Raw genomic sequence first — 25,896 nt, 5'->3', positions numbered from 1 at the left:
TAGTACGATGGCGAAACTGCATGATTACTACAAAGACGAAGTAGTTAAGAAACTCATGACTGAGTTTAACTACAATTCTGTCATGCAAGTCCCTCGGGTCGAGAAGATCACCCTGAACATGGGTGTTGGTGAAGCGATCGCTGACAAGAAACTGCTGGATAACGCAGCAGCTGACCTGACAGCAATCTCCGGTCAAAAACCGCTGATCACCAAAGCACGCAAATCAGTTGCAGGCTTCAAAATCCGTCAGGGCTATCCGATCGGCTGTAAAGTAACTCTGCGTGGCGAACGCATGTGGGAGTTCTTTGAGCGCCTGATCACTATTGCTGTACCTCGTATCCGTGACTTCCGTGGCCTGTCCGCTAAGTCATTCGATGGTCGTGGTAACTACAGCATGGGTGTCCGTGAGCAGATCATCTTCCCAGAAATCGACTACGATAAAGTCGACCGCGTGCGTGGTTTGGATATTACCATTACCACTACTGCGAAATCTGACGAAGAAGGCCGTGCTCTGCTGGCTGCCTTTGACTTCCCGTTCCGCAAGTAAGGTAGGGTTACTGAATGGCTAAGCAATCAATGAAAGCACGCGAAGTAAAACGCGTAGCTTTAGCTGATAAATTCTTCGCTAAACGCGCTGAACTGAAAGCGATCATCTCTGATGTGAACGCTTCCGACGAAGATCGTTGGAACGCAGTTCTCAAGCTGCAAACTCTGCCGCGTGATTCCAGCCCGTCTCGTCAGCGTAACCGCTGCCGTCAAACAGGTCGTCCACATGGTTATGTGGGCAAGTTCGGGTTGAGCCGTATTAAGCTGCGTGAAGCCGCCATGCGCGGTGAAGTGCCAGGCTTGAAAAAGGCTAGCTGGTAATTGTCACCAATTGAATCACGGGAGTAAAGACAGATGAGCATGCAAGATCCGATCGCGGATATGCTGACCCGTATCCGTAACGGTCAGGCCGCGAATAAAGCTGCGGTCACCATGCCTTCCTCCAAGCTGAAAGTGGCAATCGCCAACGTGCTGAAGGACGAAGGTTTTATTGAAGATTTTAAAGTTGAAGGCGACACCAAGCCGGAACTGGAAGTGACTCTTAAATACTTCCAGGGTAAAGCTGTTGTAGAAAGCATTCAGCGTGTCAGCCGCCCAGGTCTGCGCATCTATAAGAAAAAAGATGAGCTGCCAAAAGTTATGGCCGGTCTGGGTATCGCAGTTGTTTCTACCTCTAAAGGTGTTATGACTGATCGTGCAGCGCGCCAGGCTGGTCTTGGCGGCGAAATTATCTGCTACGTAGCCTAATCGGAGGAAAAAATGTCTCGTGTTGCTAAAGCACCGGTCGTTGTTCCTGCCGGCGTTGATGTAAAAATCAACGGTCAGGTTATTACGATCAAAGGTAAAAACGGCGAGCTGACTCGTACTCTCAACGATGCTGTTGAAGTTAAACATGCAGATAATGCTCTGACCTTCGGTCCGCGTGATGGTTACGCAGACGGCTGGGCTCAGGCTGGTACCGCGCGTGCCCTGCTGAACTCAATGGTTATCGGTGTTACCGAAGGCTTCACTAAGAAGCTGCAGCTGGTTGGTGTAGGTTATCGTGCAGCGATCAAAGGGAATGCAGTAGGCCTGTCTCTGGGCTTCTCTCACCCTGTTGAGCATCCGCTGCCGGCCGGTATCACTGCAGAATGTCCAACTCAGACTGAGATCGTGCTGAAAGGCGCTGATAAACAGCTGATTGGTCAGGTTGCAGCAGATCTGCGCGCCTACCGTCGTCCTGAGCCTTATAAAGGCAAGGGTGTTCGTTACGCCGACGAAGTCGTGCGTACCAAAGAGGCTAAGAAGAAGTAAGGTAACACTATGGATAAGAAATCTGCTCGTATCCGTCGTGCGACCCGCGCACGCCGCAAGCTCAAAGAGCTGGGTGCAACTCGCCTGGTGGTACATCGTACCCCGCGTCACATTTACGCACAGGTAATTGCACCGAACGGTTCTGAAGTTCTGGTAGCTGCTTCTACTGTAGAAAAAGCTATCGCAGAACAATTGAAGTACACCGGTAACAAAGACGCTGCTGCAGCTGTAGGTAAAGCTGTTGCTGAACGCGCTCTGGAAAAAGGTATCAGCAATGTATCCTTTGACCGTTCCGGGTTCCAATATCATGGTCGTGTCCAGGCACTGGCAGATGCTGCCCGTGAAGCTGGCCTTCAGTTCTAAGGTAGAGGTGTAAGATGGCTCACATCGAAAAACAAGCTGGCGAACTGCAGGAAAAGCTGATCGCGGTAAACCGCGTATCTAAAACCGTTAAAGGTGGTCGTATTTTCTCCTTCACAGCTCTGACTGTTGTTGGCGATGGTAACGGTCGCGTTGGTTTTGGTTACGGTAAAGCGCGTGAAGTTCCAGCAGCGATCCAGAAAGCGATGGAAAAAGCCCGTCGCAATATGATTAACGTCGCGCTGAACAACGGCACCCTGCAGCACCCAGTTAAAGGTGTTCACACGGGTTCTCGTGTATTCATGCAGCCAGCTTCAGAAGGTACCGGTATCATCGCCGGTGGTGCAATGCGTGCCGTTCTGGAAGTTGCTGGGGTTCATAACGTTCTGGCTAAAGCATACGGTTCCACCAACCCGATCAACGTGGTTCGTGCAACTATTGATGGCCTGGAAAATATGAATTCTCCAGAAATGGTCGCTGCCAAGCGTGGTAAATCCGTTGAAGAAATTCTGGGGTAATTGACCATGGCAAAGACTATTAAAATCACTCAAACCCGCAGTGCAATCGGTCGTCTGCCGAAACACAAGGCAACGCTGCTTGGCCTGGGTCTGCGTCGTATTGGTCATACCGTTGAGCGCGAGGATACTCCTGCTGTTCGCGGTATGGTCAACGCGGTTTACTTCATGGTTAAAGTTGAGGAGTAAGAGATGCGTTTAAATACTCTGTCTCCGGCCGAAGGCTCTAAAAAGGCGGGTAAACGCCTGGGTCGTGGTATCGGTTCTGGCCTCGGCAAAACCGGTGGTCGTGGTCACAAAGGTCAGAACTCTCGTTCTGGCGGTGGCGTACGTCGCGGTTTCGAGGGTGGCCAGATGCCACTGTACCGTCGTCTGCCGAAGTTCGGCTTCACTTCTCGCAAAGCAGCGATCACAGCGGAAGTCCGTCTGTCTGACCTGGCGAAAGTTGAAGGCGGCGTTGTAGACCTGAACACGCTGAAAGCAGCTAACATTATCGGTATCCAGATCGAGTTCGCGAAAGTGATCCTGGCTGGTGAAGTTTCTACTCCGGTAACTGTTCGTGGCCTGCGTGTTACTAAAGGTGCTCGTGCTGCTATCGAAGCTGCTGGCGGTAAAATTGAGGAATAAGTAGCAGATGGCTAAGCAACCGGGATTAGATTTTCAAAGTGCCAAAGGTGGATTTGGTGAGCTGAAACGCAGACTGCTGTTTGTAATCGGCGCGCTGATTGTGTTCCGTATTGGCTCTTTTATTCCGATCCCTGGTATCGATGCCGCTGTACTTGCCAAACTGCTTGAGCAACAGCGAGGCACCATCATTGAAATGTTCAACATGTTCTCTGGTGGTGCTCTCAGCCGTGCTTCTATCTTCGCGCTGGGTATTATGCCGTATATTTCGGCATCCATTATTATCCAGCTGCTGACGGTCGTTCATCCGGCCCTGGCAGAACTGAAGAAAGAAGGGGAGTCTGGACGTCGTAAGATTAGTCAGTACACCCGCTACGGTACTCTGGTGCTGGCAATATTCCAGTCGATCGGTATTGCTACCGGTCTTCCGAATATGCCTGGTATGCAGGGCCTGGTCTTAAACCCAGGCTTTGCATTCTATTTCACCGCTGTTGTTAGTCTGGTCACAGGGACAATGTTCCTGATGTGGCTCGGCGAACAGATTACTGAACGTGGTATCGGTAACGGTATCTCAATCATTATCTTCGCCGGTATTGTTGCGGGTCTCCCGCCAGCCATCGCCCATACTATCGAGCAAGCGCGTCAAGGCGACCTGCACTTCCTCCTGTTGCTGTTGGTTGCAGTATTAGTATTTGCAGTGACGTTCTTTGTTGTCTTCGTTGAACGTGGTCAACGCCGCATTGTGGTGAACTACGCGAAACGTCAGCAGGGTCGTCGTGTCTATGCTGCACAGAGCACACATTTGCCGCTGAAAGTGAATATGGCAGGGGTAATCCCGGCGATCTTCGCTTCCAGTATTATTCTGTTCCCGGCAACCATCGCGTCATGGTTCGGGGGCGGTACTGGTTGGAACTGGCTGACAACAATTTCGCTGTATTTGCAGCCTGGGCAACCACTTTATGTGTTACTCTATGCGTCTGCGATCATCTTCTTCTGTTTCTTCTACACGGCGTTGGTCTTCAACCCGCGTGAAACAGCAGATAACCTGAAGAAGTCCGGTGCATTTGTACCAGGAATTCGTCCGGGAGAGCAAACGGCGAAGTATATCGATAAAGTAATGACTCGCCTGACTTTGGTTGGTGCGCTTTATATTACTTTTATCTGCCTGATCCCGGAGTTCATGCGTGATGCAATGAAAGTACCGTTCTACTTCGGTGGGACCTCACTGCTTATCGTTGTTGTCGTGATTATGGACTTTATGGCTCAAGTGCAAACTCTGATGATGTCCAGTCAGTATGAGTCTGCATTGAAGAAGGCGAACCTGAAAGGCTACGGCCGCTAATTGGTCGCCTGAGAAGTTACGGAGAGTAAAAATGAAAGTTCGTGCTTCCGTCAAGAAATTATGCCGTAACTGCAAAATCGTTAAGCGTGATGGTGTCATCCGTGTGATTTGCAGTGCCGAGCCGAAGCATAAACAGCGCCAAGGCTGATTATTTCGCATATTTTTCTTGCAAAGTTGGGTTGAGCTGGCTAGATTAGCCAGCCAATCTTTTGTATGTCTGTACGTTTCCATTTGAGTATCCTGAAAACGGGCTTTTCAGCATGGTGCGTACATATTAAATAGTAGGAGTGCATAGTGGCCCGTATAGCAGGCATTAACATTCCTGATCAGAAACATGCTGTGATCGCATTAACTTCGATCTACGGCATCGGCAAGACCCGTTCTAAAGCCATCCTGGCTGCAGCGGGTATCGCTGAAGATGTTAAGATCAGTGAGCTGTCTGAAGGACAAATCGACACGCTGCGTGACGAAGTTGCCAAATTTGTCGTTGAAGGTGATCTGCGCCGTGAAATCAGCATGAGCATCAAGCGCCTGATGGATCTTGGTTGCTATCGCGGTTTGCGTCATCGTCGTGGTCTGCCAGTGCGCGGTCAGCGTACTAAGACCAACGCACGTACCCGTAAGGGTCCGCGCAAACCGATCAAGAAATAATCGGGGTGATTGAATAATGGCAAAGGCACCAATTCGTGCACGTAAACGTGTAAGAAAACAAGTCTCTGACGGCGTGGCTCATATCCATGCTTCTTTCAACAACACCATCGTTACTATTACTGATCGTCAGGGTAACGCATTGGGTTGGGCAACAGCCGGTGGTTCCGGTTTCCGTGGTTCTCGCAAATCCACTCCGTTTGCAGCTCAGGTTGCAGCAGAGCGTTGCGCAGAAGCCGTAAAAGAATACGGCATCAAGAATCTGGAAGTTATGGTTAAAGGTCCGGGTCCGGGTCGTGAATCTACTGTTCGCGCTCTGAACGCCGCTGGTTTCCGCATCACTAATATTACTGATGTGACTCCGATCCCTCATAACGGTTGTCGTCCGCCGAAAAAACGTCGCGTATAACGCTCGTTTTTTAGGTTAGTTGGAGATAGAAAATGGCAAGATATTTGGGTCCTAAGCTCAAGCTGAGCCGTCGTGAGGGCACCGACTTATTCCTTAAGTCTGGCGTTCGCGCGATCGATACCAAGTGTAAAATTGAACAAGCTCCTGGCCAGCACGGTGCGCGTAAACCGCGTCTGTCTGACTATGGTGTGCAGTTGCGTGAAAAGCAAAAAGTTCGCCGTATCTACGGTGTGCTGGAGCGTCAGTTCCGTAACTACTATAAAGAAGCAGCACGTCTGAAAGGCAACACAGGTGAAAACCTGCTGGCTCTGCTGGAAGGTCGTCTGGACAACGTTGTATACCGTATGGGCTTCGGCGCTACTCGTGCTGAATCACGCCAGCTGGTTAGCCACAAAGCAATCATGGTAAACGGTCGTGTTGTTAACATCGCTTCTTATCAGGTTAAAGCGAATGACGTTGTTAGCATTCGTGAGAAAGCGAAAAAGCAATCTCGCGTGAAAGCCGCTCTGGAGCTGGCTGAGCAGCGTGAAAAGCCAACCTGGCTGGAAGTTGATGCTGGCAAGATGGAAGGTACGTTCAAGCGTCAGCCAGAACGTTCTGATCTGTCTGCGGACATTAACGAACACCTGATCGTCGAGCTTTACTCCAAGTAAAGCTTAGTACCAAAGAGAGGACACAATGCAGGGTTCTGTGACAGAGTTTCTAAAACCGCGCCTGGTAGATATCGAGCAAGTGAGTTCGACGCACGCCAAGGTGACCCTTGAGCCTTTAGAGCGTGGCTTTGGCCATACTCTGGGTAACGCACTGCGCCGTATTCTGCTCTCATCGATGCCGGGTTGCGCGGTGACCGAGGTTGAGATTGATGGTGTACTTCATGAGTACAGCACCAAAGAAGGCGTTCAGGAAGATATCCTTGAAATCCTGCTCAACCTGAAAGGGCTGGCGGTGAGAGTTCAGGGTAAAGATGAAGTTATTCTTACTCTGAATAAATCTGGCATTGGCCCTGTGACTGCAGCCGACATCACCCACGACGGTGATGTTGAAATCGTCAAGCCGCAGCACGTGATCTGCCACCTGACCGATGAGAACGCAGCTATTAGCATGCGTATCAAAGTTCAGCGCGGTCGTGGTTATGTGCCGGCTTCTGCCCGAATTCATTCGGAAGAAGATGAGCGCCCAATCGGCCGTCTGCTGGTCGACGCATGCTACAGCCCTGTAGAGCGTATTGCCTACAATGTTGAAGCAGCGCGTGTAGAACAGCGTACCGACCTGGACAAGCTGGTCATCGAAATGGAAACCAATGGCACAATCGATCCTGAAGAGGCGATTCGTCGTGCGGCAACCATCCTGGCAGAACAACTGGAAGCTTTCGTTGACTTACGTGATGTACGTCAGCCGGAAGTGAAAGAAGAGAAACCAGAATTCGATCCGATCCTGCTGCGCCCTGTTGACGATCTCGAATTGACTGTCCGCTCTGCTAACTGCCTCAAGGCAGAAGCTATCCACTATATCGGTGATCTGGTACAGCGTACCGAGGTTGAGTTGCTGAAAACGCCGAACCTGGGTAAAAAATCTCTTACTGAGATTAAAGACGTGCTGGCTTCACGTGGTCTGTCTCTGGGCATGCGCCTGGAAAACTGGCCACCAGCAAGCATTGCTGACGAGTAACCGGATCACAGGTTAAGGTTTTACTGAGAAGGATAAGGTCATGCGCCATCGTAAGAGTGGTCGTCAACTGAACCGCAACAGCAGCCATCGCCAGGCTATGTTCCGCAACATGGCAGGTTCACTGGTTCGTCATGAAATCATCAAGACGACCCTGCCTAAAGCGAAAGAGCTGCGTCGTGTAGTTGAGCCGCTGATTACTCTTGCCAAGACTGACAGCGTTGCTAATCGTCGTCTGGCATTCGCCCGTACTCGTGATAACGAGATCGTGGCAAAACTGTTTAACGAGCTGGGCCCGCGTTTCGCGAGCCGTGCCGGTGGTTACACTCGCATTCTGAAGTGTGGCTTCCGCGCAGGCGACAACGCTCCGATGGCTTACATCGAGCTGGTTGATCGTTCTGAGTCGAAAGCAGAAGCTGCTGCAGAGTAATCTGCAGTAACGTAAAAAAACCCGCTCCGGCGGGTTTTTTTATATCCGCACTATCCCCACTTCTCTACAATATCTGTATTAATTTTGTTCATCCCCTGGAGTTTATGATGTGGTTGCTCGACCAGTGGGCAGAACGCCATATTCGCGATGCCCAAACAAAAGGCGAATTCGATAACCTGTCCGGTAGCGGTGAACCGCTAATACTGGAAGATGATTCGCATATACCCCCTGAACTACGGGCTGGATATCGCTTACTGAAAAATGCGGGGTGTCTGCCTCCCGAGCTTGAACAGCGCAAAGAGGCGATTGAGCTTACTGACCTGCTAAAAGGGATACGGAAAGACGATCCCCGTCATGGAGAACTAAGCCGGCGGTTGGCTCTGGTTGAACTCAAGCTACGACAGGCAGGAATTGCGACTGATTTTCTGCACGGCGAGTATAGTGAAAGACTGATGCAGAAAATAAATGAGGAATAGCCATGTATCGTATCGGTGAACTTGCAAAGCTTGCTAACGTGACGCCGGATACCATCCGCTACTATGAAAAACAGCAGATGATTGATCATGAGGTGCGCACCGAAGGTGGGTTCCGCCTCTATACCGACAACGATCTGCAACGGCTGCGGTTTATTCGTTATGCACGCCAACTGGGATTCACGCTGGATTCGATCCGTGAGTTATTGTCGATCCGTATCGATCCGGCACATCACACCTGCCAGGAATCGAAAAGCATTGTCCAGGCCAGGCTGGATGAAGTTGAAGCGCGTATTCAGGAACTGCAAACCATGCAGCGCTCTCTGCAAAGGTTGAATGATGCGTGCTGTGGTACGGCCCACAGCAGTGTCTATTGTTCTATTCTGGAGGCCCTTGAACAAGGGGCAAGTGGAGAAACCCGGGGTTGTTGATTTTTTATCAGTCCGGGTCTAGACTCCCCTCGACATTAATCATGTTCAGGAGAAATTATGAGTCACTATCAGCATACGAAGGGACAAATTAAAGATAATGCCATTGAGGCTTTGCTTCACGACCCGCTTTTTCGACAGCGAGTTGAAAAGAACAAAAAAGGGAAGGGAAGTTATCTGCGCAAAAACAAACATGCAAAACGGGGGAACTGGGAGGCCAGTGGCAAGCAAGCGAATCGCTTATTTACCACTGGCCTTCCTGCTTTTAGCTGTTAAACGCGGTTATTCTGCTCTTTTAACAGATCGCGAATTTCAGTCAGTAATACTTCTTCTTTCGTAGGCGCGGGCGCCGCAGCAGGTTCTTCTTTTTTACGGTTGAGCTTGTTGATAAGCTTGATGGCCATAAAAATGGCAAACGCGACGATCACGAAATCAAATACGTTCTGAATAAACACGCCATAGTGCATCACCACTGCCGGGATATCCCCCTGTGCTTCCCGAAGCGTGAAGGCGAATTGTTTGAAATCAATGCCCCCAATTAATAGCCCTAAAGGTGGCATGATGATATCAGCCACTAAAGATGAAACGATCTTGCCGAACGCTGCACCAATAATGACACCCACTGCCAAATCCACCACATTTCCGCGCATCGCAAATTCGCGAAATTCTTTAACAAAACTCATTATGTTCTCCTTGTGCCAGCTGACGACTATAAGTTTAACAAATGATTAGCTAATTGCCATTGGGGATAAATAAACGTTATGAAAATAAAAGGCACAGGAATCAGAAGGATAATACTCAGGTGCTCTATCGCGAGCACCTGAATCATTACAGGAAGAATGGACTTGGCTGGAATAAACGTTCGACGTCGGTAATAAATTTTTTATCGGTCAGGAACATAATAACGTGATCGCCTTGTTCAATACGCAAATTATCATTGGCAATCATGACATCATTCCCGCGTACTACGGCGCCGATAATTGTGCCGGGTGGCAGCTTAATTTCATCGATGGCGCGACCCACTACGCGCGATGTGGTTTCATCACCGTGAGCGACAGCTTCAATGGCTTCAGCGACGCCGCGACGCAGTGAGGACACACCAACAATGTCTGCTTTACGAACGTGGCTCAACAGTGCGGAAATCGTTGCCTGCTGCGGTGAAATCGCAATATCAATTACGCTCCCCTGCACCAGGTCAACATAGGCACGACGCTGAATAAGTACCATGACCTTTTTTGCTCCCATGCGCTTGGCGAGCATGGCGGACATAATATTTGCTTCATCGTCGTTGGTGACGGCAATAAACAGATCAACTTGATCGATATGCTCTTCTGCCAGTAATTCCTGATCTGATGCATCGCCATAAAACACGATCGTGTTTTGTAGTTTTTCAGCAAGTTCAGAGGCGCGCTGTTGATCGCGCTCGATCAACTTCACGCTATAGTCTTTTTCCAGACGGCGAGCGAGACCTGCGCCGATATTACCCCCGCCGACCAGCATGATGCGTTTATAGGGCTTTTCGAGGCGCTGAAGTTCACTCATTACGGCACGAATATGTTGAGAGGCAGCAATGAAGAAGACTTCATCTCCTGCTTCGACAATGGTCGAGCCCTGAGGTCGAATCGGTCTGTCGTGACGGAAAATGGCTGCGACGCGGGTATCGATATGCGGCATATGTTCGCGCATCGTAGACAGCGCGTTTCCGATCAACGGACCGCCATAATAGGCCTTAACAACGGCCAGACTCACTTTCCCTTCTGCAAAGTTCACGACCTGCAGTGCGCCGGGATATTCGATCAGGCGATAAATATTATCGATAACCAGTTGTTCTGGTGCGATAAGGTGGTCGATTGGTACCGCTTCTGAGTTAAAGAGTTTTTCCGCATCGCGGACATAATCCGGGGAGCGGATACGGGCGATTCGGTTAGGCGTGTTGAAAAGCGAATAGGCCACCTGACAAGCGACCATATTGGTCTCATCCGAGCTGGTCACGGCCACTAACATATCGGCATCGTCAGCACCGGCTTCACGGAGGACACGTGGATGCGAACCGTGTCCCTGCACAACGCGAAGGTCAAATTTATCCTGCAGAACGCGCAGTCGATCGCCGTTGGTATCGACGATCGTAATGTCGTTGTTTTCACCTACAAGGTTTTCCGCCAGCGTCCCGCCGACCTGTCCTGCGCCCAGAATGATAATCTTCATATCTCGTGACCTGTTCTCAACATCACTCTTTGATTAGCTTAGCGTAAAAGAAGCCATCACCCTCTTCAGCGCCGGGCAGGTTCTGCTGGCCCGGGTGCTCCGGTGTCCCCGTATCGCGCAGCGTAGCGCCAGGAGTGCGTTTAAGGAAGGCTGAAATTTGCTGGCTATTCTCCTCCGGAAGAATGGAACAGGTGGCATAGACCAGCGTTCCGCCAGGCTTCAGGTGTGGCCAGATAGCGTCAAGGATCTCGGATTGCAGCTGCGCAAGTTCCTTAATATCACGGTCGCGACGCAGCCACTTAATGTCCGGGTGACGACGAATAACGCCGGTTGCCGAGCAGGGAGCGTCCAGCAAAATGCGGTCGAATTGAGTCTCGCCGCACCATTCTGTGGGCTTACGTCCGTCGCCTTGCTTGACCTGCGCCTTCATTCCTAAACGCTTAAGGTTGTCGTAGACACGCGAAAGTCGCTGATCATCAATATCCACAGCCATTACGCTGGCCTGCGGTGCGACTTCCAGAATATGCGTTGTTTTGCCCCCAGGCGCGGCACACAGGTCGAGGATCTGTTCGCCATTTTTGGGTTCGAGCCATGTCATACAGCCCTGAGCAGAGGCATCCTGAACGGTTACCCAGCCTTCATCGAATCCGGGTAAGGCATGCACCGGCACAGGGGAGGCTAAACGCACGGCATCAGGATAAGCATCATGCGCGAATCCACTCATTCCGGCTTCTTCCAGCAAGGCCAGCCATGCATCGCGGGTATGATGATTACGGTTAACGCGTAACCACATCGGCGGACGTTGATTATTTGCGTCAGCAATATCCTGCCACCGCTGCGGATACGCTTTTTTGAGGCGATTCAGAAGCCAGTCAGGATGAAGGAAACGGGTTTCGCTTTTTGCAAATTCTGCCAGAAGTTCTTCCTGTTGACGCTGGAACTGACGCAGTACGCCGTTGATCAGCCCTTTGAGCTGGGGACGTTTAATCGCGACGGCACCTTCTACCGTCTCAGCCAACGCAGCATGAGGTGGGATGCGGGTATGAAGAAGCTGATAGAAGCCAACCATAATCAAATAATGGACGGTACGCTGCTTACCGGTCATTGGGCGCGACATCAGCTTATTAATCAGCCATTCAAGCTGAGAAAGGGTGCGCAGGACGCCAAAACAGAGCTCCTGAAGCAGAGCTTTGTCTTTGTCGGACACTTTTTGCTGCAGTGGAGGCAGGACATTACTCAGTGATTGACCCTGCTCGACAACCTGCTCAACGGCCTGTGCCGCCAGACTGCGTAGATTTTGTTTTTTCATAACCGTAAAAATAAAAATGCCCGGAAACACCGGGCCTTAAGAATAAATTTGCTCAGGCAAGGCGAGAGCCAGGGATAAACCATTCGCGACGGGAATTTAACAGATCCTGAGCACTCATTGCCTTTTTACCCGCGGGCTGCAGTGATTCCAGATTCAGGATCCCTTCCGAGGTTGCCACCTGGATACCATTTTTGCTGGCTTCGATAATTGTACCCGGCTCAGCAGACGTATTGCCTTCAATGACGGACGCTTTCCAGACTTTAACAGGTTGCTCATCGATCACCATCCAGCTCATTGGCCACGGATTAAAGGCGCGAATGCAACGCTCAAGCTGTGCGGCGGAGAGGGACCAGTCGACCCGCGCCTCTTCTTTGCTGAGTTTTTCGGCGTAGGTCACCAGGGTCTCATCCTGAACTTCAGGGGTAGCCGTATTATCAGCAAGCTGCTGCAAGGTTTTGATGAGTCCTTGTGGACCCAGATCCGCCAGTTTGTCATACAGCGTGGCACTGGTGTCGTCGGCGGTAATTGGACAGGCCAGTTTATACAACATGTCGCCGGTGTCTAAACCTACATCCATCTTCATGATGGTGACGCCGGTTTCAGCATCACCCGCCCACAGCGAGCGCTGGATCGGTGCCGCGCCACGCCAGCGTGGAAGCAACGAACCATGTACGTTGACACACCCCAGACGAGGCATATCAAGCACGACTTTTGGCAGAATTAAGCCGTAAGCCACCACCACCATGACATCAGCATTGAGATCGGCAACAAGTTGCTGATTTTCCTGAGGTCGTAAGGATGCGGGCTGGTAAACGGGTAACCCATGTTCTTCTGCCAGCACTTTCACCGGGCTGGGCATGAGCTTTTTACCACGGCCTGCCGGGCGATCCGGTTGGGTAAACACGCCAACAACCTGGTGGCCAGAAGATAACAGCGCGTCAAGATGACGCGCTGCAAAATCAGGGGTACCCGCGAAGATAATACGTAGTGTTTTAGACACGATGATCCTTGTATCCGGGGGGATGTTATGCGCGGGAGCGCAAACGATCCAGTTTCTCTACTTTCTGACGAATACGCTGCTGCTTCAATGGTGAGAGGTAATCGATAAACAGTTTACCGACCAGGTGATCCATCTCATGCTGAATACAAATCGCCAGCAGATCGTCTGCTTCCAGTTCGAACGGGTTGCCTTCACGATCCAGGGCGCGAATTTTCACTTTTTCGGCACGTGGAACTAAAGCACGCTGTTCAGGAATGGACAGACAACCTTCCTCAATACCTGTTTCACCGCTCTTTTCCAACAGCTCAGGGTTGATCAGCACCAGACGGCCATCGCGATTCTCAGAAACGTCGATCACGATAATACGCTTGTGAATGTCCACCTGAGTTGCCGCAAGACCAATGCCTTCTTCGGCGTACATGGTATCGAACATATCATCAACGATACGCTGAATTTCTGCATTCACTTCTTTGACCGGTTCAGCGACGATGCGAAGGCGCTCGTCCGGAATATGTAACACTTGCAAAACTGCCATAAATTTCCAGAGTCGTGTTCAGGAGTTGATAAGAATACTATCTCTATTCTAGACAAATCCCCCATCGATTGACAGCATCCGTGACCAATCGCAATGATTGCAGAGGCTGCTTATGGCAGGGAAAAGGATGACGTCGACGGAGATATGGTTACGGCTAATCCACACAGGCTCTCTGTGTGGTGATCAGATGCTCGCAGCGGCAGCGCGACTACTTATGCAGACAAGGATTGATGATGCCGTTGTCAGAGATGCCGGGCTGTCAACAAAACAGGCTCAACAGTTCTTTGCGCTTGATGAAAATGAACTGCAACGAAATCTGGCGTGGCTTGAACAGCCGGAGAACCATCTGCTGACGGCGGATGATCCTCGTTATCCCCCTTTACTTCGCACGATCCCTGACTACCCCAGCGCATTGTTTATTAAAGGCAATCCTGAAGCCCTTATTACCGTTCAACTGGCGGTTGTGGGTAGCCGCGCGCCATCCTGGTACGGTGAGCGATGGGGGAAAATCCTGTGCGAACAACTTTCACAAAGTGGTTTCACGATCACCAGTGGGCTGGCCTGCGGTATTGACGGCGTCGCTCATCACGCCGCGCTGTCTGTAAAAGGGCGAAGTGTCGCGGTGCTTGGAAACGGGCTGTTTAGCATTTATCCCCGTCGGCATCAGGCTCTGGCTGCACGGCTTATCGAATCAGAGGGGGCTATTGTGTCAGAGTTCCCGCTGTCAGCGCCGCCCTGGCCGGCAAATTTTCCACGTCGTAACCGAATCATCAGCGGTCTGAGTCTGGGCGTGCTGGTGGTGGAGGCCGCTTTAAGAAGCGGCTCACTCGTCACGGCACGGTATGCGCTAGAACAGGGGCGAGAAGTCTTTGCCTTACCTGGCCCGATAGGTAACCCGGGGTGTGAGGGCCCCCACTGGCTCATCAAGCAGGGGGCAACGCCTGTGACGAGCGTCGAGGACATCCTTGAAAATTTGCAATATGGCTTGCACTGGTTAACAGATGAACCCGAAAAGCGACATTTTTCATCAGATCAGGAGAAGGTGGCATTGCCATTTCCCAGCCTCCTGGCTAACGTAGGAGATGAGGTAACACCTGTTGACGTTGTCGCTGAACGTGCCGGCCAACCTGTGCCAGTAACGGTAGCACAGCTACTCGAACTGGAGTTAGCAGGGTGGATCGCAGCTGTACCCGGCGGCTATGTCCGATTGAGGAGGGCAAGCCATGTTCGACGTACTGATGTATTTGTTTGAGACTTACATCCATAACGAAGCAGAAATGCGAGTGGATCAGGACAAATTGACACAGGATCTTACCGATGCGGGGTTTGAACGGGAAGATATTTATAATGCGTTGATGTGGCTGGAAAAACTGGCTGATTATCAGGAAGGCCTTGCCGAACCGATGCAGCTTGCTTCTGACCCATTGTCTGTGCGCATTTATACCGCTGAAGAGTGTGAAAGGCTGGACGCCAGCTGCCGGGGATTCATCTTATTCCTTGAGCAGATTCAGGTGCTAAACCTCGAAACAAGAGAAATGGTGATAGAGCGTGTTATGGCGCTGGATACGGCAGAGTTCGAACTGGATGACCTCAAGTGGGTGATCCTGATGGTTCTGTTTAATATTCCAGGCTGTGAAAATGCCTATCAGCAAATGGAAGAATTACTCTTTGAAGTGAATGAAGGTATGCTGCACTAATTCAATGTGCAGCACCAAGAGTTGTTATGGCCAAATCAGCACTGTTCACGGTGCATAAAAACGAGCCCTGCCCACAGTGCGGGGCTGAACTTGTCATTCGGTCCGGGAAACACGGTCCGTTTCTCGGTTGTTCACACTATCCGGAATGTGATTATGTTCGTCCCCTGAAAAGCCAGGCGGACGGACATATCGTTAAAATTCTGGAGGGGCAGCTTTGCCCGAAGTGTGGAGGCGAACTGGCGTTACGGCAGGGCCGTTTTGGTATGTTCATTGGTTGCAGTCGCTATCCTGAATGTGAACATACGGAACAAATTGATAAGCCAGATGAAACGGCAATCGCCTGCCCCCAGTGCCAGCGCGGACAACTGGTACAGCGTCGTTCTCGTTTTGGTAAAACCTTCCATTCCTGCGATCGTTATCCTGAATGCCAGTTCGTTATCAATTTCAAACCGGTAGCGGGTACCTGCCCTCATTGCGATTATCCGTTACTTATAGAGAAGAAAACGGCGCAAGGTATGAAACGCTTTTGCGCCAGTAAACAATGTGGAAAGCCGGTTTCGGCGGATGAAATCAGTGAATAATAACCTGCCAACAGGATCCATTGCGCACGCAGTGGAGGTCCTGAAAAATGAAGAAGTCATCGCCTATCCAACAGAAGCTGTCTTTGGGGTCGGTTGCGATCCTGACAGCGAGACAGCTGTGAATCGCTTACTTACGCTAAAACAGAGACCTGTCGAAAAAGGATTGATTTTGATCGCTGCTAATTATGAGCAGCTTAAACCCTATATTGATGATTCCATGCTCACGCCAGCACAACGGGATACCATCTTTTCGGCGTGGCCAGGGCCGGTGACCTTTGTTTTCCCGGCGCAGCCAACTACGCCACGCTGGTTAACAGGGCGTTTCGATTCCCTCGCTGTCCGTGTCACCGATCATCCGCTGGTGGTAGAGCTATGTCTGGCGTTTGGTAAACCGCTGGTCTCAACCAGTGCCAACCTTACCGGGCAGCCTCCTTGCCGGAGCACCGAAGAGGTGCTGGCGCAGTTCGGGAATGACTTCCCGGTAGCCGTCGGTGAAACCGGAGGTCGTCTTAATCCGTCGGAAATCCGCGACGCCTTGACCGGCGAACGTTTTCGCCAGGGGTAATATGATGGAAACCTATGCCGTTTTTGGTAATCCGATCGCACACAGCAAGTCTCCGCTGATCCATCAGCAGTTTGCTGAACAACTGCAGATTGATCATCCCTATGGCCGGGTGCTGGCACCTGTTGATGCCTTTGTTACTACCCTGAATGCTTTTTTTGACGCGGGTGGTAAAGGTGCCAATGTGACGGTGCCTTTTAAAGAAGAAGCCTTTGAACGTGCGGATGAATTAACTGAGCGCGCGTCTCTTGCGGGTGCCGTGAATACGCTTAAACGGCTGGAGGATGGACGCCTTCTGGGTGACAACACTGACGGAATCGGCTTACTTAGCGATCTGGAAAGACTCTCATTTATTAAACCCGGGTTCCGGGTTCTGTTGATTGGTGCTGGTGGGGCATCGCGAGGCGTACTGTTACCGCTCCTTTCACTGGATTGTGCAGTGACCATTACCAATCGCACCTTTTCCCGGGCGGAAGCGTTGGCGGCGTTGTTTGCGCATACTGGCAGCGTGAGTGCGGTGGCTCTTGATGATCTTATCCACCATGAATTTGATCTTATCATTAATGCCACCTCCAGCGGCATTGGTGGGGAAGTACCGGCGATCCCGTCCTCTTTGGTAAACAGCCACCTCTATTGCTACGACATGTTTTATCAGAAAGGGAAAACTCCTTTCCTTAGCTGGTGTGAACAACACGGCGCGAAACAGCTGGCTGATGGTCTGGGCATGCTGGTGGGGCAGGCTGCGCATGCAGTCTTGCTCTGGCACGGTGTATTACCTGCTGTCGAACCCGTCATTGAAAAGCTGAAACAGGAACTTATGGCGTGAACCAGGCGATTCACTTTCCCGACAGAGAACAGTGGGATGAGAGTAAGCAAGCGGTCTGTTTCCCGGTGCTCGTGCATGGGATGCAACTGACATGTGCCATTAGCGGTGAAACGCTCAAGCGCCGCTTTGGTGGCTCAAATCCATTATAGGTGTTTTGCGAAAATCGCTGGGATCTTGAAGAAGAAGCCAGCGATTTGATCCGCGATCAGCAGGAAGACGATCAGGGCTGGGTCTGGCTGTCCTGATCCAGATACTCATCTTTCCATTTCACGTAATTATTCGCTGAATATTTCAGACCTTCTCTTTCCGCTTCTGTTAAGGGGCGGATCTGCTTTACCGGGCTGCCTAAATAGAGATAACCGCTTTCGAGCCGTTTATGTTGAGGGACAAGACTCCCGGCACCAATCATCACATCATCCTCTACGATGACACCATCCAGCAGGATCGATCCCATGCCAACCAGCACCCGGTTTCCGATAGTGCAGCCGTGAAGCATGACTTTATGGCCGACGGTAACATCTTCTCCTATAACAAGTGGATTGCCGTCCGGGTTATATGAGGATTTGTGGGTGACATGCAGCACGCTGCCATCCTGAATATTAGTGCGTGCGCCAATTGCCACATAGTTAACGTCTCCCCTGATCGCAACGAGCGGCCAGATGCTGACATCATCGGCCATTCGGACATCGCCAATGACCACACTGCTGGCATCGATCATCACGCGATCGCCTTTTTGTGGAAACAGATCTTTATACGGACGTAGTACTGCAGACATATCTACCTCGACAGATGAGCGCTATACAGAAGACTTTGATCATATTTTTGGAACGAGGCAAGGCAAAATACGTCAATATTTAAGCAGATCGGGCGGGATTTCAGCGAAAAGCGCGGAAAATCATCAGTCAGAAAAAAAGATCTAAAAAATACTTGTGCTAAAAAATGGGATCCCTATAATGCGCCTCCATCGACACGGCGGATGTGAATCACTTCACAAACAGCCCGGTCGGTTGAAGAGAAAAAATCCTGAAAATCAGGGTTGACTCTGAAAGAGGAAAGCGTAATATACGCCACCTCGCGACAGAGCGCTGAAGCGCGTCGCAACTGCTCTTTAACAATTTATCAGACAATCTGTGTGGGCACTCAAAGTGACATGGATTCTTAACGTCGCAAGACGAAAAATGAATACCAAGTCTCAAGAGTGAACACGTAATTCATTACGAAGTTTAATTCATTGAGCATCAAACTTTTAAATTGAAGAGTTTGATCATGGCTCAGATTGAACGCTGGCGGCAGGCCTAACACATGCAAGTCGAACGGTAGCACAGAGAGCTTGCTCTCGGGTGACGAGTGGCGGACGGGTGAGTAATGTCTGGGAAACTGCCTGATGGAGGGGGATAACTACTGGAAACGGTAGCTAATACCGCATAACGTCGCAAGACCAAAGAGGGGGACCTTCGGGCCTCTTGCCATCAGATGTGCCCAGATGGGATTAGCTAGTAGGTGGGGTAACGGCTCACCTAGGCGACGATCCCTAGCTGGTCTGAGAGGATGACCAGCCACACTGGAACTGAGACACGGTCCAGACTCCTACGGGAGGCAGCAGTGGGGAATATTGCACAATGGGCGCAAGCCTGATGCAGCCATGCCGCGTGTATGAAGAAGGCCTTCGGGTTGTAAAGTACTTTCAGCGGGGAGGAAGGTGTTGTGGTTAATAACCGCAGCAATTGACGTTACCCGCAGAAGAAGCACCGGCTAACTCCGTGCCAGCAGCCGCGGTAATACGGAGGGTGCAAGCGTTAATCGGAATTACTGGGCGTAAAGCGCACGCAGGCGGTCTGTCAAGTCGGATGTGAAATCCCCGGGCTCAACCTGGGAACTGCATTCGAAACTGGCAGGCTGGAGTCTTGTAGAGGGGGGTAGAATTCCAGGTGTAGCGGTGAAATGCGTAGAGATCTGGAGGAATACCGGTGGCGAAGGCGGCCCCCTGGACAAAGACTGACGCTCAGGTGCGAAAGCGTGGGGAGCAAACAGGATTAGATACCCTGGTAGTCCACGCCGTAAACGATGTCGATTTGGAGGTTGTGCCCTTGAGGCGTGGCTTCCGGAGCTAACGCGTTAAATCGACCGCCTGGGGAGTACGGCCGCAAGGTTAAAACTCAAATGAATTGACGGGGGCCCGCACAAGCGGTGGAGCATGTGGTTTAATTCGATGCAACGCGAAGAACCTTACCTGGTCTTGACATCCACAGAACTTTCCAGAGATGGATTGGTGCCTTCGGGAACTGTGAGACAGGTGCTGCATGGCTGTCGTCAGCTCGTGTTGTGAAATGTTGGGTTAAGTCCCGCAACGAGCGCAACCCTTATCCTTTGTTGCCAGCGGTCCGGCCGGGAACTCAAAGGAGACTGCCAGTGATAAACTGGAGGAAGGTGGGGATGACGTCAAGTCATCATGGCCCTTACGACCAGGGCTACACACGTGCTACAATGGCGCATACAAAGAGAAGCGACCTCGCGAGAGCAAGCGGACCTCATAAAGTGCGTCGTAGTCCGGATTGGAGTCTGCAACTCGACTCCATGAAGTCGGAATCGCTAGTAATCGTAGATCAGAATGCTACGGTGAATACGTTCCCGGGCCTTGTACACACCGCCCGTCACACCATGGGAGTGGGTTGCAAAAGAAGTAGGTAGCTTAACCTTCGGGAGGGCGCTTACCACTTTGTGATTCATGACTGGGGTGAAGTCGTAACAAGGTAACCGTAGGGGAACCTGCGGTTGGATCACCTCCTTACCTTAAAGAACCTGCCTTTGTAGTGCTCACACAGATTGTCTGATGAAAAGTAAATAGCAAGGCGTCTTGCGATTGAGACTGTACGTCCCCTTCGTCTAGAGGCCCAGGACACCGCCCTTTCACGGCGGTAACAGGGGTTCGAATCCCCTAGGGGACGCCACTTGCTGGTTCGTGAGTGAAAGTCACCTGCCGTCATATCTCAAAACTGACTTGCGAGTCATGTTTGAGATATTTGCTCTTTAAAAATCTGGATCAAGCTGAAAATTGAAACGACACATCTTTAATGGTGTGTTCGAGTCTCTCAAATTTTCGCAATCAGAAGTGAAACATCTTCGGGTTGTGAGGTTAAGCGACTAAGCGTACACGGTGGATGCCCTGGCAGTCAGAGGCGATGAAGGACGTGCTAATCTGCGAAAAGCGCCGGCGAGGTGATATGAACCCTTGACCCGGCGATGTCCGAATGGGGAAACCCAGTGCAATCCGTTGCACTATCGTTAACTGAATACATAGGTTAACGAGGCGAACCGGGGGAACTGAAACATCTAAGTACCCCGAGGAAAAGAAATCAACCGAGATTCCCCCAGTAGCGGCGAGCGAACGGGGAGCAGCCCAGAGTCTGAATCAGCTTGTGTGTTAGTGGAAGCGTCTGGAAAGTCGCACGGTACAGGGTGAAAGTCCCGTACACGAAAGCACACAGGCTGTGAACTCGAAGAGTAGGGCGGGACACGTGGTATCCTGTCTGAATATGGGGGGACCATCCTCCAAGGCTAAATACTCCTGACTGACCGATAGTGAACCAGTACCGTGAGGGAAAGGCGAAAAGAACCCCGGCGAGGGGAGTGAAAAAGAACCTGAAACCGTGTACGTACAAGCAGTGGGAGCACCTTCGTGGTGTGACTGCGTACCTTTTGTATAATGGGTCAGCGACTTATATTCTGTAGCAAGGTTAACCGTATAGGGGAGCCGAAGGGAAACCGAGTCTTAACTGGGCGTTAAGTTGCAGGGTATAGACCCGAAACCCGGTGATCTAGCCATGGGCAGGTTGAAGGTTGGGTAACACTAACTGGAGGACCGAACCGACTAATGTTGAAAAATTAGCGGATGACCTGTGGCTGGGGGTGAAAGGCCAATCAAACCGGGAGATAGCTGGTTCTCCCCGAAAGCTATTTAGGTAGCGCCTCGTGAACTCATCTTCGGGGGTAGAGCACTGTTTCGGCTAGGGGGCCATCCCGGCTTACCAACCCGATGCAAACTACGAATACCGAAGAATGTTATCACGGGAGACACACGGCGGGTGCTAACGTCCGTCGTGAAGAGGGAAACAACCCAGACCGCCAGCTAAGGTCCCAAAGTCATGGTTAAGTGGGAAACGATGTGGGAAGGCCCAGACAGCCAGGATGTTGGCTTAGAAGCAGCCATCATTTAAAGAAAGCGTAATAGCTCACTGGTCGAGTCGGCCTGCGCGGAAGATGTAACGGGGCTAAACCATGCACCGAAGCTGCGGCAGCGACGCTTATGCGTTGTTGGGTAGGGGAGCGTTCTGTAAGCCGTTGAAGGTGGCCTGTGAGGGTTGCTGGAGGTATCAGAAGTGCGAATGCTGACATAAGTAACGATAAAGCGGGTGAAAAGCCCGCTCGCCGGAAGACCAAGGGTTCCTGTCCAACGTTAATCGGGGCAGGGTGAGTCGACCCCTAAGGCGAGGCCGAAAGGCGTAGTCGATGGGAAACAGGTTAATATTCCTGTACTTGGTGTTACTGCGAAGGGGGGACGGAGAAGGCTATGTTAGCCGGGCGACGGTTGTCCCGGTTTAAGCATGTAGGCGGAGGTTCCAGGTAAATCCGGTACCTTTTAACGCTGAGGTGTGATGACGAGGCACTACGGTGCTGAAGTAACAAATGCCCTGCTTCCAGGAAAAGCCTCTAAGCATCAGGTAACACGAAATCGTACCCCAAACCGACACAGGTGGTCAGGTAGAGAATACCAAGGCGCTTGAGAGAACTCGGGTGAAGGAACTAGGCAAAATGGTGCCGTAACTTCGGGAGAAGGCACGCTGATATGTAGGTGAAGCCCCTGCGGGTGGAGCTGAAATCAGTCGAAGATACCAGCTGGCTGCAACTGTTTATTAAAAACACAGCACTGTGCAAACACGAAAGTGGACGTATACGGTGTGACGCCTGCCCGGTGCCGGAAGGTTAATTGATGGGGTTAGCGGTAACGCGAAGCTCTTGATCGAAGCCCCGGTAAACGGCGGCCGTAACTATAACGGTCCTAAGGTAGCGAAATTCCTTGTCGGGTAAGTTCCGACCTGCACGAATGGCGTAATGATGGCCAGGCTGTCTCCACCCGAGACTCAGTGAAATTGAACTCGCTGTGAAGATGCAGTGTACCCGCGGCAAGACGGAAAGACCCCGTGAACCTTTACTATAGCTTGACACTGAACACTGGTCCTTGATGTGTAGGATAGGTGGGAGGCTTTGAAGCGTGGACGCCAGTCTGCGTGGAGCCATCCTTGAAATACCACCCTTTAATGGCTGGTGTTCTAACGTAGACCCGTAATCCGGGTTGCGGACAGTGTCTGGTGGGTAGTTTGACTGGGGCGGTCTCCTCCCAAAGAGTAACGGAGGAGCACGAAGGTTAGCTAATCCTGGTCGGACATCAGGAGGTTAGTGCAATGGCATAAGCTAGCTTGACTGCGAGAGTGACGGCTCGAGCAGGTGCGAAAGCAGGTCATAGTGATCCGGTGGTTCTGAATGGAAGGGCCATCGCTCAACGGATAAAAGGTACTCCGGGGATAACAGGCTGATACCGCCCAAGAGTTCATATCGACGGCGGTGTTTGGCACCTCGATGTCGGCTCATCACATCCTGGGGCTGAAGTAGGTCCCAAGGGTATGGCTGTTCGCCATTTAAAGTGGTACGCGAGCTGGGTTTAGAACGTCGTGAGACAGTTCGGTCCCTATCTGCCGTGGGCGCTGGAGAATTGAGGGGGGCTGCTCCTAGTACGAGAGGACCGGAGTGGACGCATCACTGGTGTTCGGGTTGTCATGCCAATGGCACTGCCCGGTAGCTAAATGCGGAAGAGATAAGTGCTGAAAGCATCTAAGCACGAAACTTGCCCCGAGATGAGTTCTCCCTGAGACTTAAAGTCTCCTGAAGGAACGTTGAAGACGACGACGTTGATAGGTCGGGTGTGTAAGCGCAGCGATGCGTTGAGCTAACCGATACTAATGAACCGTGAGGCTTAACCTTACAACGCCGAAGATGTTTTGGCGAAGAGACGATTTTCAGCCTGATACAGATTAACAGAATTTGCCTGGCGGCTTTAGCGCGGTGGTCCCACCTGACCCCATGCCGAACTCAGAAGTGAAACGCCGTAGCGCCGATGGTAGTGTGGGGTCTCCCCATGTGAGAGTAGGGAACTGCCAGGCATCAAATTTAGTGTGCTGATATGGCTCAGTTGGTAGAGCGCACCCTTGGTAAGGGTGAGGTCCCCAGTTCGACTCTGGGTATCAGCACCACTTTATACTTAGGTTAAAGTTCGGCAAGAAGTAAAAGAATTTGTCTGGCGGCTTTAGCGCGGTGGTCCCACCTGACCCCATGCCGAACTCAGAAGTGAAACGCCGTAGCGCCGATGGTAGTGTGGGGTTTCCCCATGTGAGAGTAGGGAACTGCCAGACATCAAACAAGTGAAAAGGCCATCCGAAAGGATGGCCTTTTTGCATTTCTACACGGCACACAGCGTAGGCCGGGTACGGCGAAGCCGCCACCCGGCATAACAAACGACTAGTGAATCACCTGTGACAGGAATGCTTGCGTGCGTTCTGACTTCGGATGCGCAAAGAACTCATCCGGTGGCGCCTGTTCAACAATCTCTCCGCGATCCATAAAGATCACCCGGTCAGCCACGGTCCTGGCGAACCCCATTTCGTGAGTCACGCACAGCATAGTCATTCCAGATTGCGCCAGCCCAATCATGGTATCCAGAACTTCTTTCACCATTTCAGGATCCAGCGCTGAAGTTGGCTCATCAAAAAGCATAATTTTGGGCTTCATGCACAGTGAACGGGCGATAGCCACACGCTGCTGCTGGCCACCCGATATCTGGCCTGGAAATTTATTGGCGTGTTCAGCAATACGTACACGTTCCAGATAGTGCATCGCTAACGCTTCAGCTTCCTTTTTTGGCATTTTGCGCACCCAAATCGGCGCAAGCGTACAGTTCTGCAGCACCGTCAGATGGGGGAACAGGTTAAAGTGCTGAAACACCATCCCGACTTCCTGACGCACGCGTTCGATGTTGCGAATATCTTCATTCAGTTCGATACCATCAACAACAATACGCCCCTGTTGATGCTCCTCAAGGTGATTGATGCAGCGAATGGTTGTCGATTTCCCGGACCCGGAAGGGCCGCAAAGGACAATGCGTTCGCCCTGCTTGACCTTAAGATTGATATCTTTCAGGACGTGAAATTGCCCGTACCATTTATTTACGTTTTCAAGCGTAATCATCGCGTCGGCGGGTGTCATAGTTATTTGGCTCATAATTTCCTCAGTGCGGTGTACGCCCGGTGTTAAAGCGCTTTTCCAGATGCTGGCTATAGCGCGACATGCTAAAACAAAAGATCCAGTAGATCAGAGCAGCAAAGACATATCCTTCGGTGGACATGCCAAGCCAGACAGGGTCAACCGTTGCCTGTTGCACGCTGCTAAAGAGATCGAACAATCCGATAATGATCACGAGGCTGGTATCTTTGAAGAGGGCGATGATCGTGTTCACCAGCCCAGGGATAACCAGCTTGAGTGCCTGCGGAAGTATCACCAGCCCCTGTGTTTTCCAGTAACCGAGCGCCAGTGATTCCGCAGCCTCATACTGCCCTTTAGGCAATGCCTGCAGACCGCCACGCACCACTTCCGCAACGTAGGCTGACTGGAACAGAATGACTCCTACCAGGGCACGGATCAGTTTGTCTATCGTCGTGCCTTCTGCCATAAACAATGGCAGCATGACCGAAGACATAAAAAGGACGGTAATAAGCGGTACACCGCGCCAGAACTCAATGAAAATAACCGAGAGCACACGGACAACGGGCATTTTTGAGCGACGGCCAAGCGCCAGTAAAATGCCCCACGGCAGCGCGCCAGCGATCCCAACAGAAGCAATAATCAGCGTCAGCGTTAAGCCGCCCCACTGTCGGGTTTCCACGCGTTCCAGCCCCAGGAAACCACCGTACAACAGCACCCACACAACAATCGGATACACCACCGCCCAGCAGGCGATGTACTGTCCGCGTTGCGGCAGCCTTTTCCAGAACATCACGGCGATGGAGAGCAGCCCAATAACCAGCGCCAGATTGATTCGCCAGCGTTGTTCGTGCGGATACAATCCATACATGAACTGACCAAAACGCTCGTGGATAAACACCCAGCAAGCGCCAGCTTTTGTACAATCTGCCCGGGTTGAACCGACCCAGTTAGCCTGCAAGAAAGCCCAGTTAATGAGTGGCGGGATCAACTCCCACATCAGCCACAGACAAATTATTGTCAGCAGACTGTTACCCCAGCTGGAGAACAGATTCTTACGCGCCCAGAGAATAAAACGCCCACCTGTCGGGTTGGCAGGACGCGAAGAGTGCGACAGTATCGCTTTTGTCATCATAGTTC

The 25,896-nt window shown here is 51.4% G+C and carries 31 protein-coding genes, 2 tRNA genes, 4 rRNA genes and 1 pseudogene; 30 read left to right on the top strand and 8 right to left on the bottom strand.

From position 1 onward, the window contains the following. Window positions 1-7: 7 nt before the first annotated feature. The 18 genes from rplE (at window position 8) to ECL_RS23310 (ending at window position 9,009) form a co-directional block, all read left to right on the top strand. The gene (gene rplE / locus ECL_RS23395; protein WP_001096202.1) at window positions 8-547 is read left to right on the top strand and encodes a 50S ribosomal protein L5; all 540 of its coding nucleotides are present in this window, start codon (window positions 8-10) and stop codon (window positions 545-547) included. Window positions 548-561: 14 nt separating this feature from the next. Further along, on the top strand, window positions 562-867 hold the full coding sequence (gene rpsN / locus ECL_RS23390; RefSeq protein ID WP_013099026.1) for a 30S ribosomal protein S14: 306 nt from the start codon (window positions 562-564) through the stop codon (window positions 865-867). 33 nt (window positions 868-900) lie between these two features. Continuing rightward, on the top strand, window positions 901-1,293 hold the full coding sequence (gene rpsH, locus ECL_RS23385) for a 30S ribosomal protein S8 (protein WP_013099025.1): 393 nt from the start codon (window positions 901-903) through the stop codon (window positions 1,291-1,293). A gap of 12 nt (window positions 1,294-1,305) precedes the next feature. Further along, complete coding sequence (gene rplF, locus ECL_RS23380; RefSeq protein ID WP_013099024.1) at window positions 1,306-1,839, top strand: 50S ribosomal protein L6; 534 nt, start codon at window positions 1,306-1,308, stop codon at window positions 1,837-1,839. A 9-nt stretch (window positions 1,840-1,848) separates the two neighbouring features. Then, window positions 1,849-2,202, top strand: a complete 354-nt coding sequence (gene rplR / locus ECL_RS23375; RefSeq protein ID WP_013099023.1) for a 50S ribosomal protein L18 — start codon at window positions 1,849-1,851, stop codon at window positions 2,200-2,202. 14 nt (window positions 2,203-2,216) lie between these two features. Then, entirely contained in the window at window positions 2,217-2,717 is a 501-nt protein-coding gene (rpsE, locus tag ECL_RS23370; protein WP_003863299.1) for a 30S ribosomal protein S5, read from the top strand. A 6-nt stretch (window positions 2,718-2,723) separates the two neighbouring features. Then, window positions 2,724-2,903: a 50S ribosomal protein L30 gene (rpmD, locus tag ECL_RS23365; RefSeq protein ID WP_003863301.1), complete on the top strand. Its 180-nt coding sequence runs from the start codon at window positions 2,724-2,726 to the stop codon at window positions 2,901-2,903. 3 nt (window positions 2,904-2,906) lie between these two features. Then, window positions 2,907-3,341 carry a 50S ribosomal protein L15 gene (gene rplO / locus ECL_RS23360; protein ID WP_013099022.1) on the top strand — a complete coding sequence of 145 codons (435 nt, stop codon included), beginning with the start codon at window positions 2,907-2,909 and terminating at the stop codon, window positions 3,339-3,341. Between the two features lie 7 nt (window positions 3,342-3,348). Then, entirely contained in the window at window positions 3,349-4,680 is a 1,332-nt protein-coding gene (gene secY / locus ECL_RS23355) for a preprotein translocase subunit SecY (protein WP_003863305.1), read from the top strand. 31 nt (window positions 4,681-4,711) lie between these two features. After that, the gene (gene rpmJ / locus ECL_RS23350; protein WP_000868187.1) at window positions 4,712-4,828 is read left to right on the top strand and encodes a 50S ribosomal protein L36; all 117 of its coding nucleotides are present in this window, start codon (window positions 4,712-4,714) and stop codon (window positions 4,826-4,828) included. 146 nt (window positions 4,829-4,974) lie between these two features. Beyond that, window positions 4,975-5,331: a 30S ribosomal protein S13 gene (gene rpsM, locus ECL_RS23345; protein WP_013099021.1), complete on the top strand. Its 357-nt coding sequence runs from the start codon at window positions 4,975-4,977 to the stop codon at window positions 5,329-5,331. Window positions 5,332-5,347: 16 nt separating this feature from the next. Beyond that, window positions 5,348-5,737 carry a 30S ribosomal protein S11 gene (rpsK, locus tag ECL_RS23340; protein ID WP_003031137.1) on the top strand — a complete coding sequence of 130 codons (390 nt, stop codon included), beginning with the start codon at window positions 5,348-5,350 and terminating at the stop codon, window positions 5,735-5,737. Between the two features lie 32 nt (window positions 5,738-5,769). After that, on the top strand, window positions 5,770-6,390 hold the full coding sequence (gene rpsD, locus ECL_RS23335) for a 30S ribosomal protein S4 (RefSeq protein WP_003863314.1): 621 nt from the start codon (window positions 5,770-5,772) through the stop codon (window positions 6,388-6,390). A 25-nt stretch (window positions 6,391-6,415) separates the two neighbouring features. Next, complete coding sequence (locus tag ECL_RS23330; protein ID WP_002919219.1) at window positions 6,416-7,405, top strand: DNA-directed RNA polymerase subunit alpha; 990 nt, start codon at window positions 6,416-6,418, stop codon at window positions 7,403-7,405. Window positions 7,406-7,445: 40 nt separating this feature from the next. Next, on the top strand, window positions 7,446-7,832 hold the full coding sequence (rplQ, locus tag ECL_RS23325; RefSeq protein WP_001216372.1) for a 50S ribosomal protein L17: 387 nt from the start codon (window positions 7,446-7,448) through the stop codon (window positions 7,830-7,832). 107 nt (window positions 7,833-7,939) lie between these two features. After that, window positions 7,940-8,308: a DnaJ family domain-containing protein gene (locus tag ECL_RS23320; protein WP_013099020.1), complete on the top strand. Its 369-nt coding sequence runs from the start codon at window positions 7,940-7,942 to the stop codon at window positions 8,306-8,308. 2 nt (window positions 8,309-8,310) lie between these two features. Continuing rightward, entirely contained in the window at window positions 8,311-8,736 is a 426-nt protein-coding gene (gene zntR, locus ECL_RS23315) for a Zn(2+)-responsive transcriptional regulator (RefSeq protein ID WP_013099019.1), read from the top strand. A gap of 57 nt (window positions 8,737-8,793) precedes the next feature. Then, complete coding sequence (locus tag ECL_RS23310; RefSeq protein WP_013099018.1) at window positions 8,794-9,009, top strand: alternative ribosome-rescue factor A; 216 nt, start codon at window positions 8,794-8,796, stop codon at window positions 9,007-9,009. Here ECL_RS23310 and mscL read toward each other — a convergent pair. The 5 genes from mscL to def form a co-directional block, all read right to left on the bottom strand. Further along, on the bottom strand, window positions 9,006-9,416 hold the full coding sequence (gene mscL, locus ECL_RS23305; protein ID WP_013099017.1) for a large-conductance mechanosensitive channel protein MscL: 411 nt from the start codon (window positions 9,414-9,416) through the stop codon (window positions 9,006-9,008). The two genes, ECL_RS23310 and mscL, sit on opposite strands and share 4 nt — an antisense overlap. Window positions 9,417-9,561: 145 nt before the next feature. Further along, on the bottom strand, window positions 9,562-10,938 hold the full coding sequence (gene trkA / locus ECL_RS23300; protein WP_013099016.1) for a Trk system potassium transporter TrkA: 1,377 nt from the start codon (window positions 10,936-10,938) through the stop codon (window positions 9,562-9,564). Window positions 10,939-10,960: 22 nt separating this feature from the next. Beyond that, the gene (gene rsmB / locus ECL_RS23295) at window positions 10,961-12,247 is read right to left on the bottom strand and encodes a 16S rRNA (cytosine(967)-C(5))-methyltransferase RsmB (RefSeq protein WP_044159249.1); all 1,287 of its coding nucleotides are present in this window, start codon (window positions 12,245-12,247) and stop codon (window positions 10,961-10,963) included. A gap of 52 nt (window positions 12,248-12,299) precedes the next feature. Then, window positions 12,300-13,247, bottom strand: a complete 948-nt coding sequence (gene fmt, locus ECL_RS23290; protein ID WP_013099014.1) for a methionyl-tRNA formyltransferase — start codon at window positions 13,245-13,247, stop codon at window positions 12,300-12,302. A gap of 25 nt (window positions 13,248-13,272) precedes the next feature. Further along, window positions 13,273-13,782: a peptide deformylase gene (gene def / locus ECL_RS23285; protein WP_013099013.1), complete on the bottom strand. Its 510-nt coding sequence runs from the start codon at window positions 13,780-13,782 to the stop codon at window positions 13,273-13,275. Window positions 13,783-13,909: 127 nt separating this feature from the next. Here def and dprA point away from each other — a divergent pair, with 127 nt between their 5' ends. The 6 genes and pseudogenes from dprA (at window position 13,910) to ECL_RS23255 (ending at window position 17,693) form a co-directional block, all read left to right on the top strand. Next, window positions 13,910-15,034 (top strand): DNA-protecting protein DprA, encoded by a 1,125-nt coding sequence (dprA, locus tag ECL_RS23280; protein ID WP_044157682.1) that lies wholly within the window; start codon window positions 13,910-13,912, stop codon window positions 15,032-15,034. Beyond that, window positions 15,006-15,479, top strand: a complete 474-nt coding sequence (gene smg, locus ECL_RS23275; protein ID WP_013099011.1) for a DUF494 family protein Smg — start codon at window positions 15,006-15,008, stop codon at window positions 15,477-15,479. Before dprA ends, smg begins: the two co-directional genes overlap by 29 nt. Window positions 15,480-15,505: 26 nt before the next feature. Then, a complete protein-coding gene (locus ECL_RS23270) occupies window positions 15,506-16,060 on the top strand; it encodes a DNA topoisomerase family protein (RefSeq protein WP_013099010.1) in 555 nt (184 codons plus the stop codon). Next, a complete protein-coding gene (gene tsaC / locus ECL_RS23265; RefSeq protein WP_038420961.1) occupies window positions 16,053-16,625 on the top strand; it encodes an L-threonylcarbamoyladenylate synthase type 1 TsaC in 573 nt (190 codons plus the stop codon). Before ECL_RS23270 ends, tsaC begins: the two co-directional genes overlap by 8 nt. 4 nt (window positions 16,626-16,629) lie before the next feature. After that, window positions 16,630-17,448: a shikimate dehydrogenase gene (gene aroE, locus ECL_RS23260; protein WP_044159246.1), complete on the top strand. Its 819-nt coding sequence runs from the start codon at window positions 16,630-16,632 to the stop codon at window positions 17,446-17,448. Beyond that, window positions 17,445-17,693 (top strand): annotated as a pseudogene (locus ECL_RS23255) (DUF1488 family protein). Before aroE ends, ECL_RS23255 begins: the two are co-directional and overlap by 4 nt. Here the strand turns inward: ECL_RS23255 and ECL_RS23250 are convergent. Then, window positions 17,669-18,223 carry a gamma carbonic anhydrase family protein gene (locus ECL_RS23250; protein ID WP_013099006.1) on the bottom strand — a complete coding sequence of 185 codons (555 nt, stop codon included), beginning with the start codon at window positions 18,221-18,223 and terminating at the stop codon, window positions 17,669-17,671. The pseudogene ECL_RS23255 and the gene ECL_RS23250 sit on opposite strands and share 25 nt — an antisense overlap. A gap of 473 nt (window positions 18,224-18,696) precedes the next feature. On the opposite strand from ECL_RS23250, the gene ECL_RS23245 reads away from it, so the two are divergent. The 6 genes from ECL_RS23245 (at window position 18,697) to rrf (ECL_RS23220) (ending at window position 23,912) form a co-directional block, all read left to right on the top strand. Then, window positions 18,697-20,236: ribosomal RNA gene (locus ECL_RS23245) — 16S ribosomal RNA — on the top strand. Window positions 20,237-20,320: 84 nt separating this feature from the next. Further along, window positions 20,321-20,396 (top strand) — tRNA-Glu (locus tag ECL_RS23240). A gap of 183 nt (window positions 20,397-20,579) precedes the next feature. Then, window positions 20,580-23,484: ribosomal RNA gene (locus ECL_RS23235) — 23S ribosomal RNA — on the top strand. A gap of 63 nt (window positions 23,485-23,547) precedes the next feature. Beyond that, a 5S ribosomal RNA gene (gene rrf, locus ECL_RS23230) occupies window positions 23,548-23,663 on the top strand. A 14-nt stretch (window positions 23,664-23,677) separates the two neighbouring features. Then, window positions 23,678-23,753 (top strand) — tRNA-Thr (locus tag ECL_RS23225). Between the two features lie 43 nt (window positions 23,754-23,796). Continuing rightward, window positions 23,797-23,912: ribosomal RNA gene (gene rrf, locus ECL_RS23220) — 5S ribosomal RNA — on the top strand. Together the 16S, 23S and 5S rRNA genes with 2 tRNA genes alongside form the textbook arrangement of a ribosomal RNA operon. A 106-nt stretch (window positions 23,913-24,018) precedes the next feature. Here rrf (ECL_RS23220) and ECL_RS23215 read toward each other — a convergent pair. Continuing rightward, window positions 24,019-24,777 carry an amino acid ABC transporter ATP-binding protein gene (locus tag ECL_RS23215; protein ID WP_013099005.1) on the bottom strand — a complete coding sequence of 253 codons (759 nt, stop codon included), beginning with the start codon at window positions 24,775-24,777 and terminating at the stop codon, window positions 24,019-24,021. A 7-nt stretch (window positions 24,778-24,784) separates the two neighbouring features. Next, window positions 24,785-25,888, bottom strand: a complete 1,104-nt coding sequence (locus tag ECL_RS23210; RefSeq protein WP_013099004.1) for an amino acid ABC transporter permease — start codon at window positions 25,886-25,888, stop codon at window positions 24,785-24,787. Between the last annotated feature and the right edge of the window lie 8 nt (window positions 25,889-25,896).

It is taken from the genome of Enterobacter cloacae subsp. cloacae ATCC 13047, assembly GCF_000025565.1.
GTDB lineage: Bacteria > Pseudomonadota > Gammaproteobacteria > Enterobacterales > Enterobacteriaceae > Enterobacter > Enterobacter cloacae.
The sequence above is the reverse complement of the archived record's forward strand: the minus strand, read 5'-3'. Positions and strand labels throughout refer to the sequence as shown.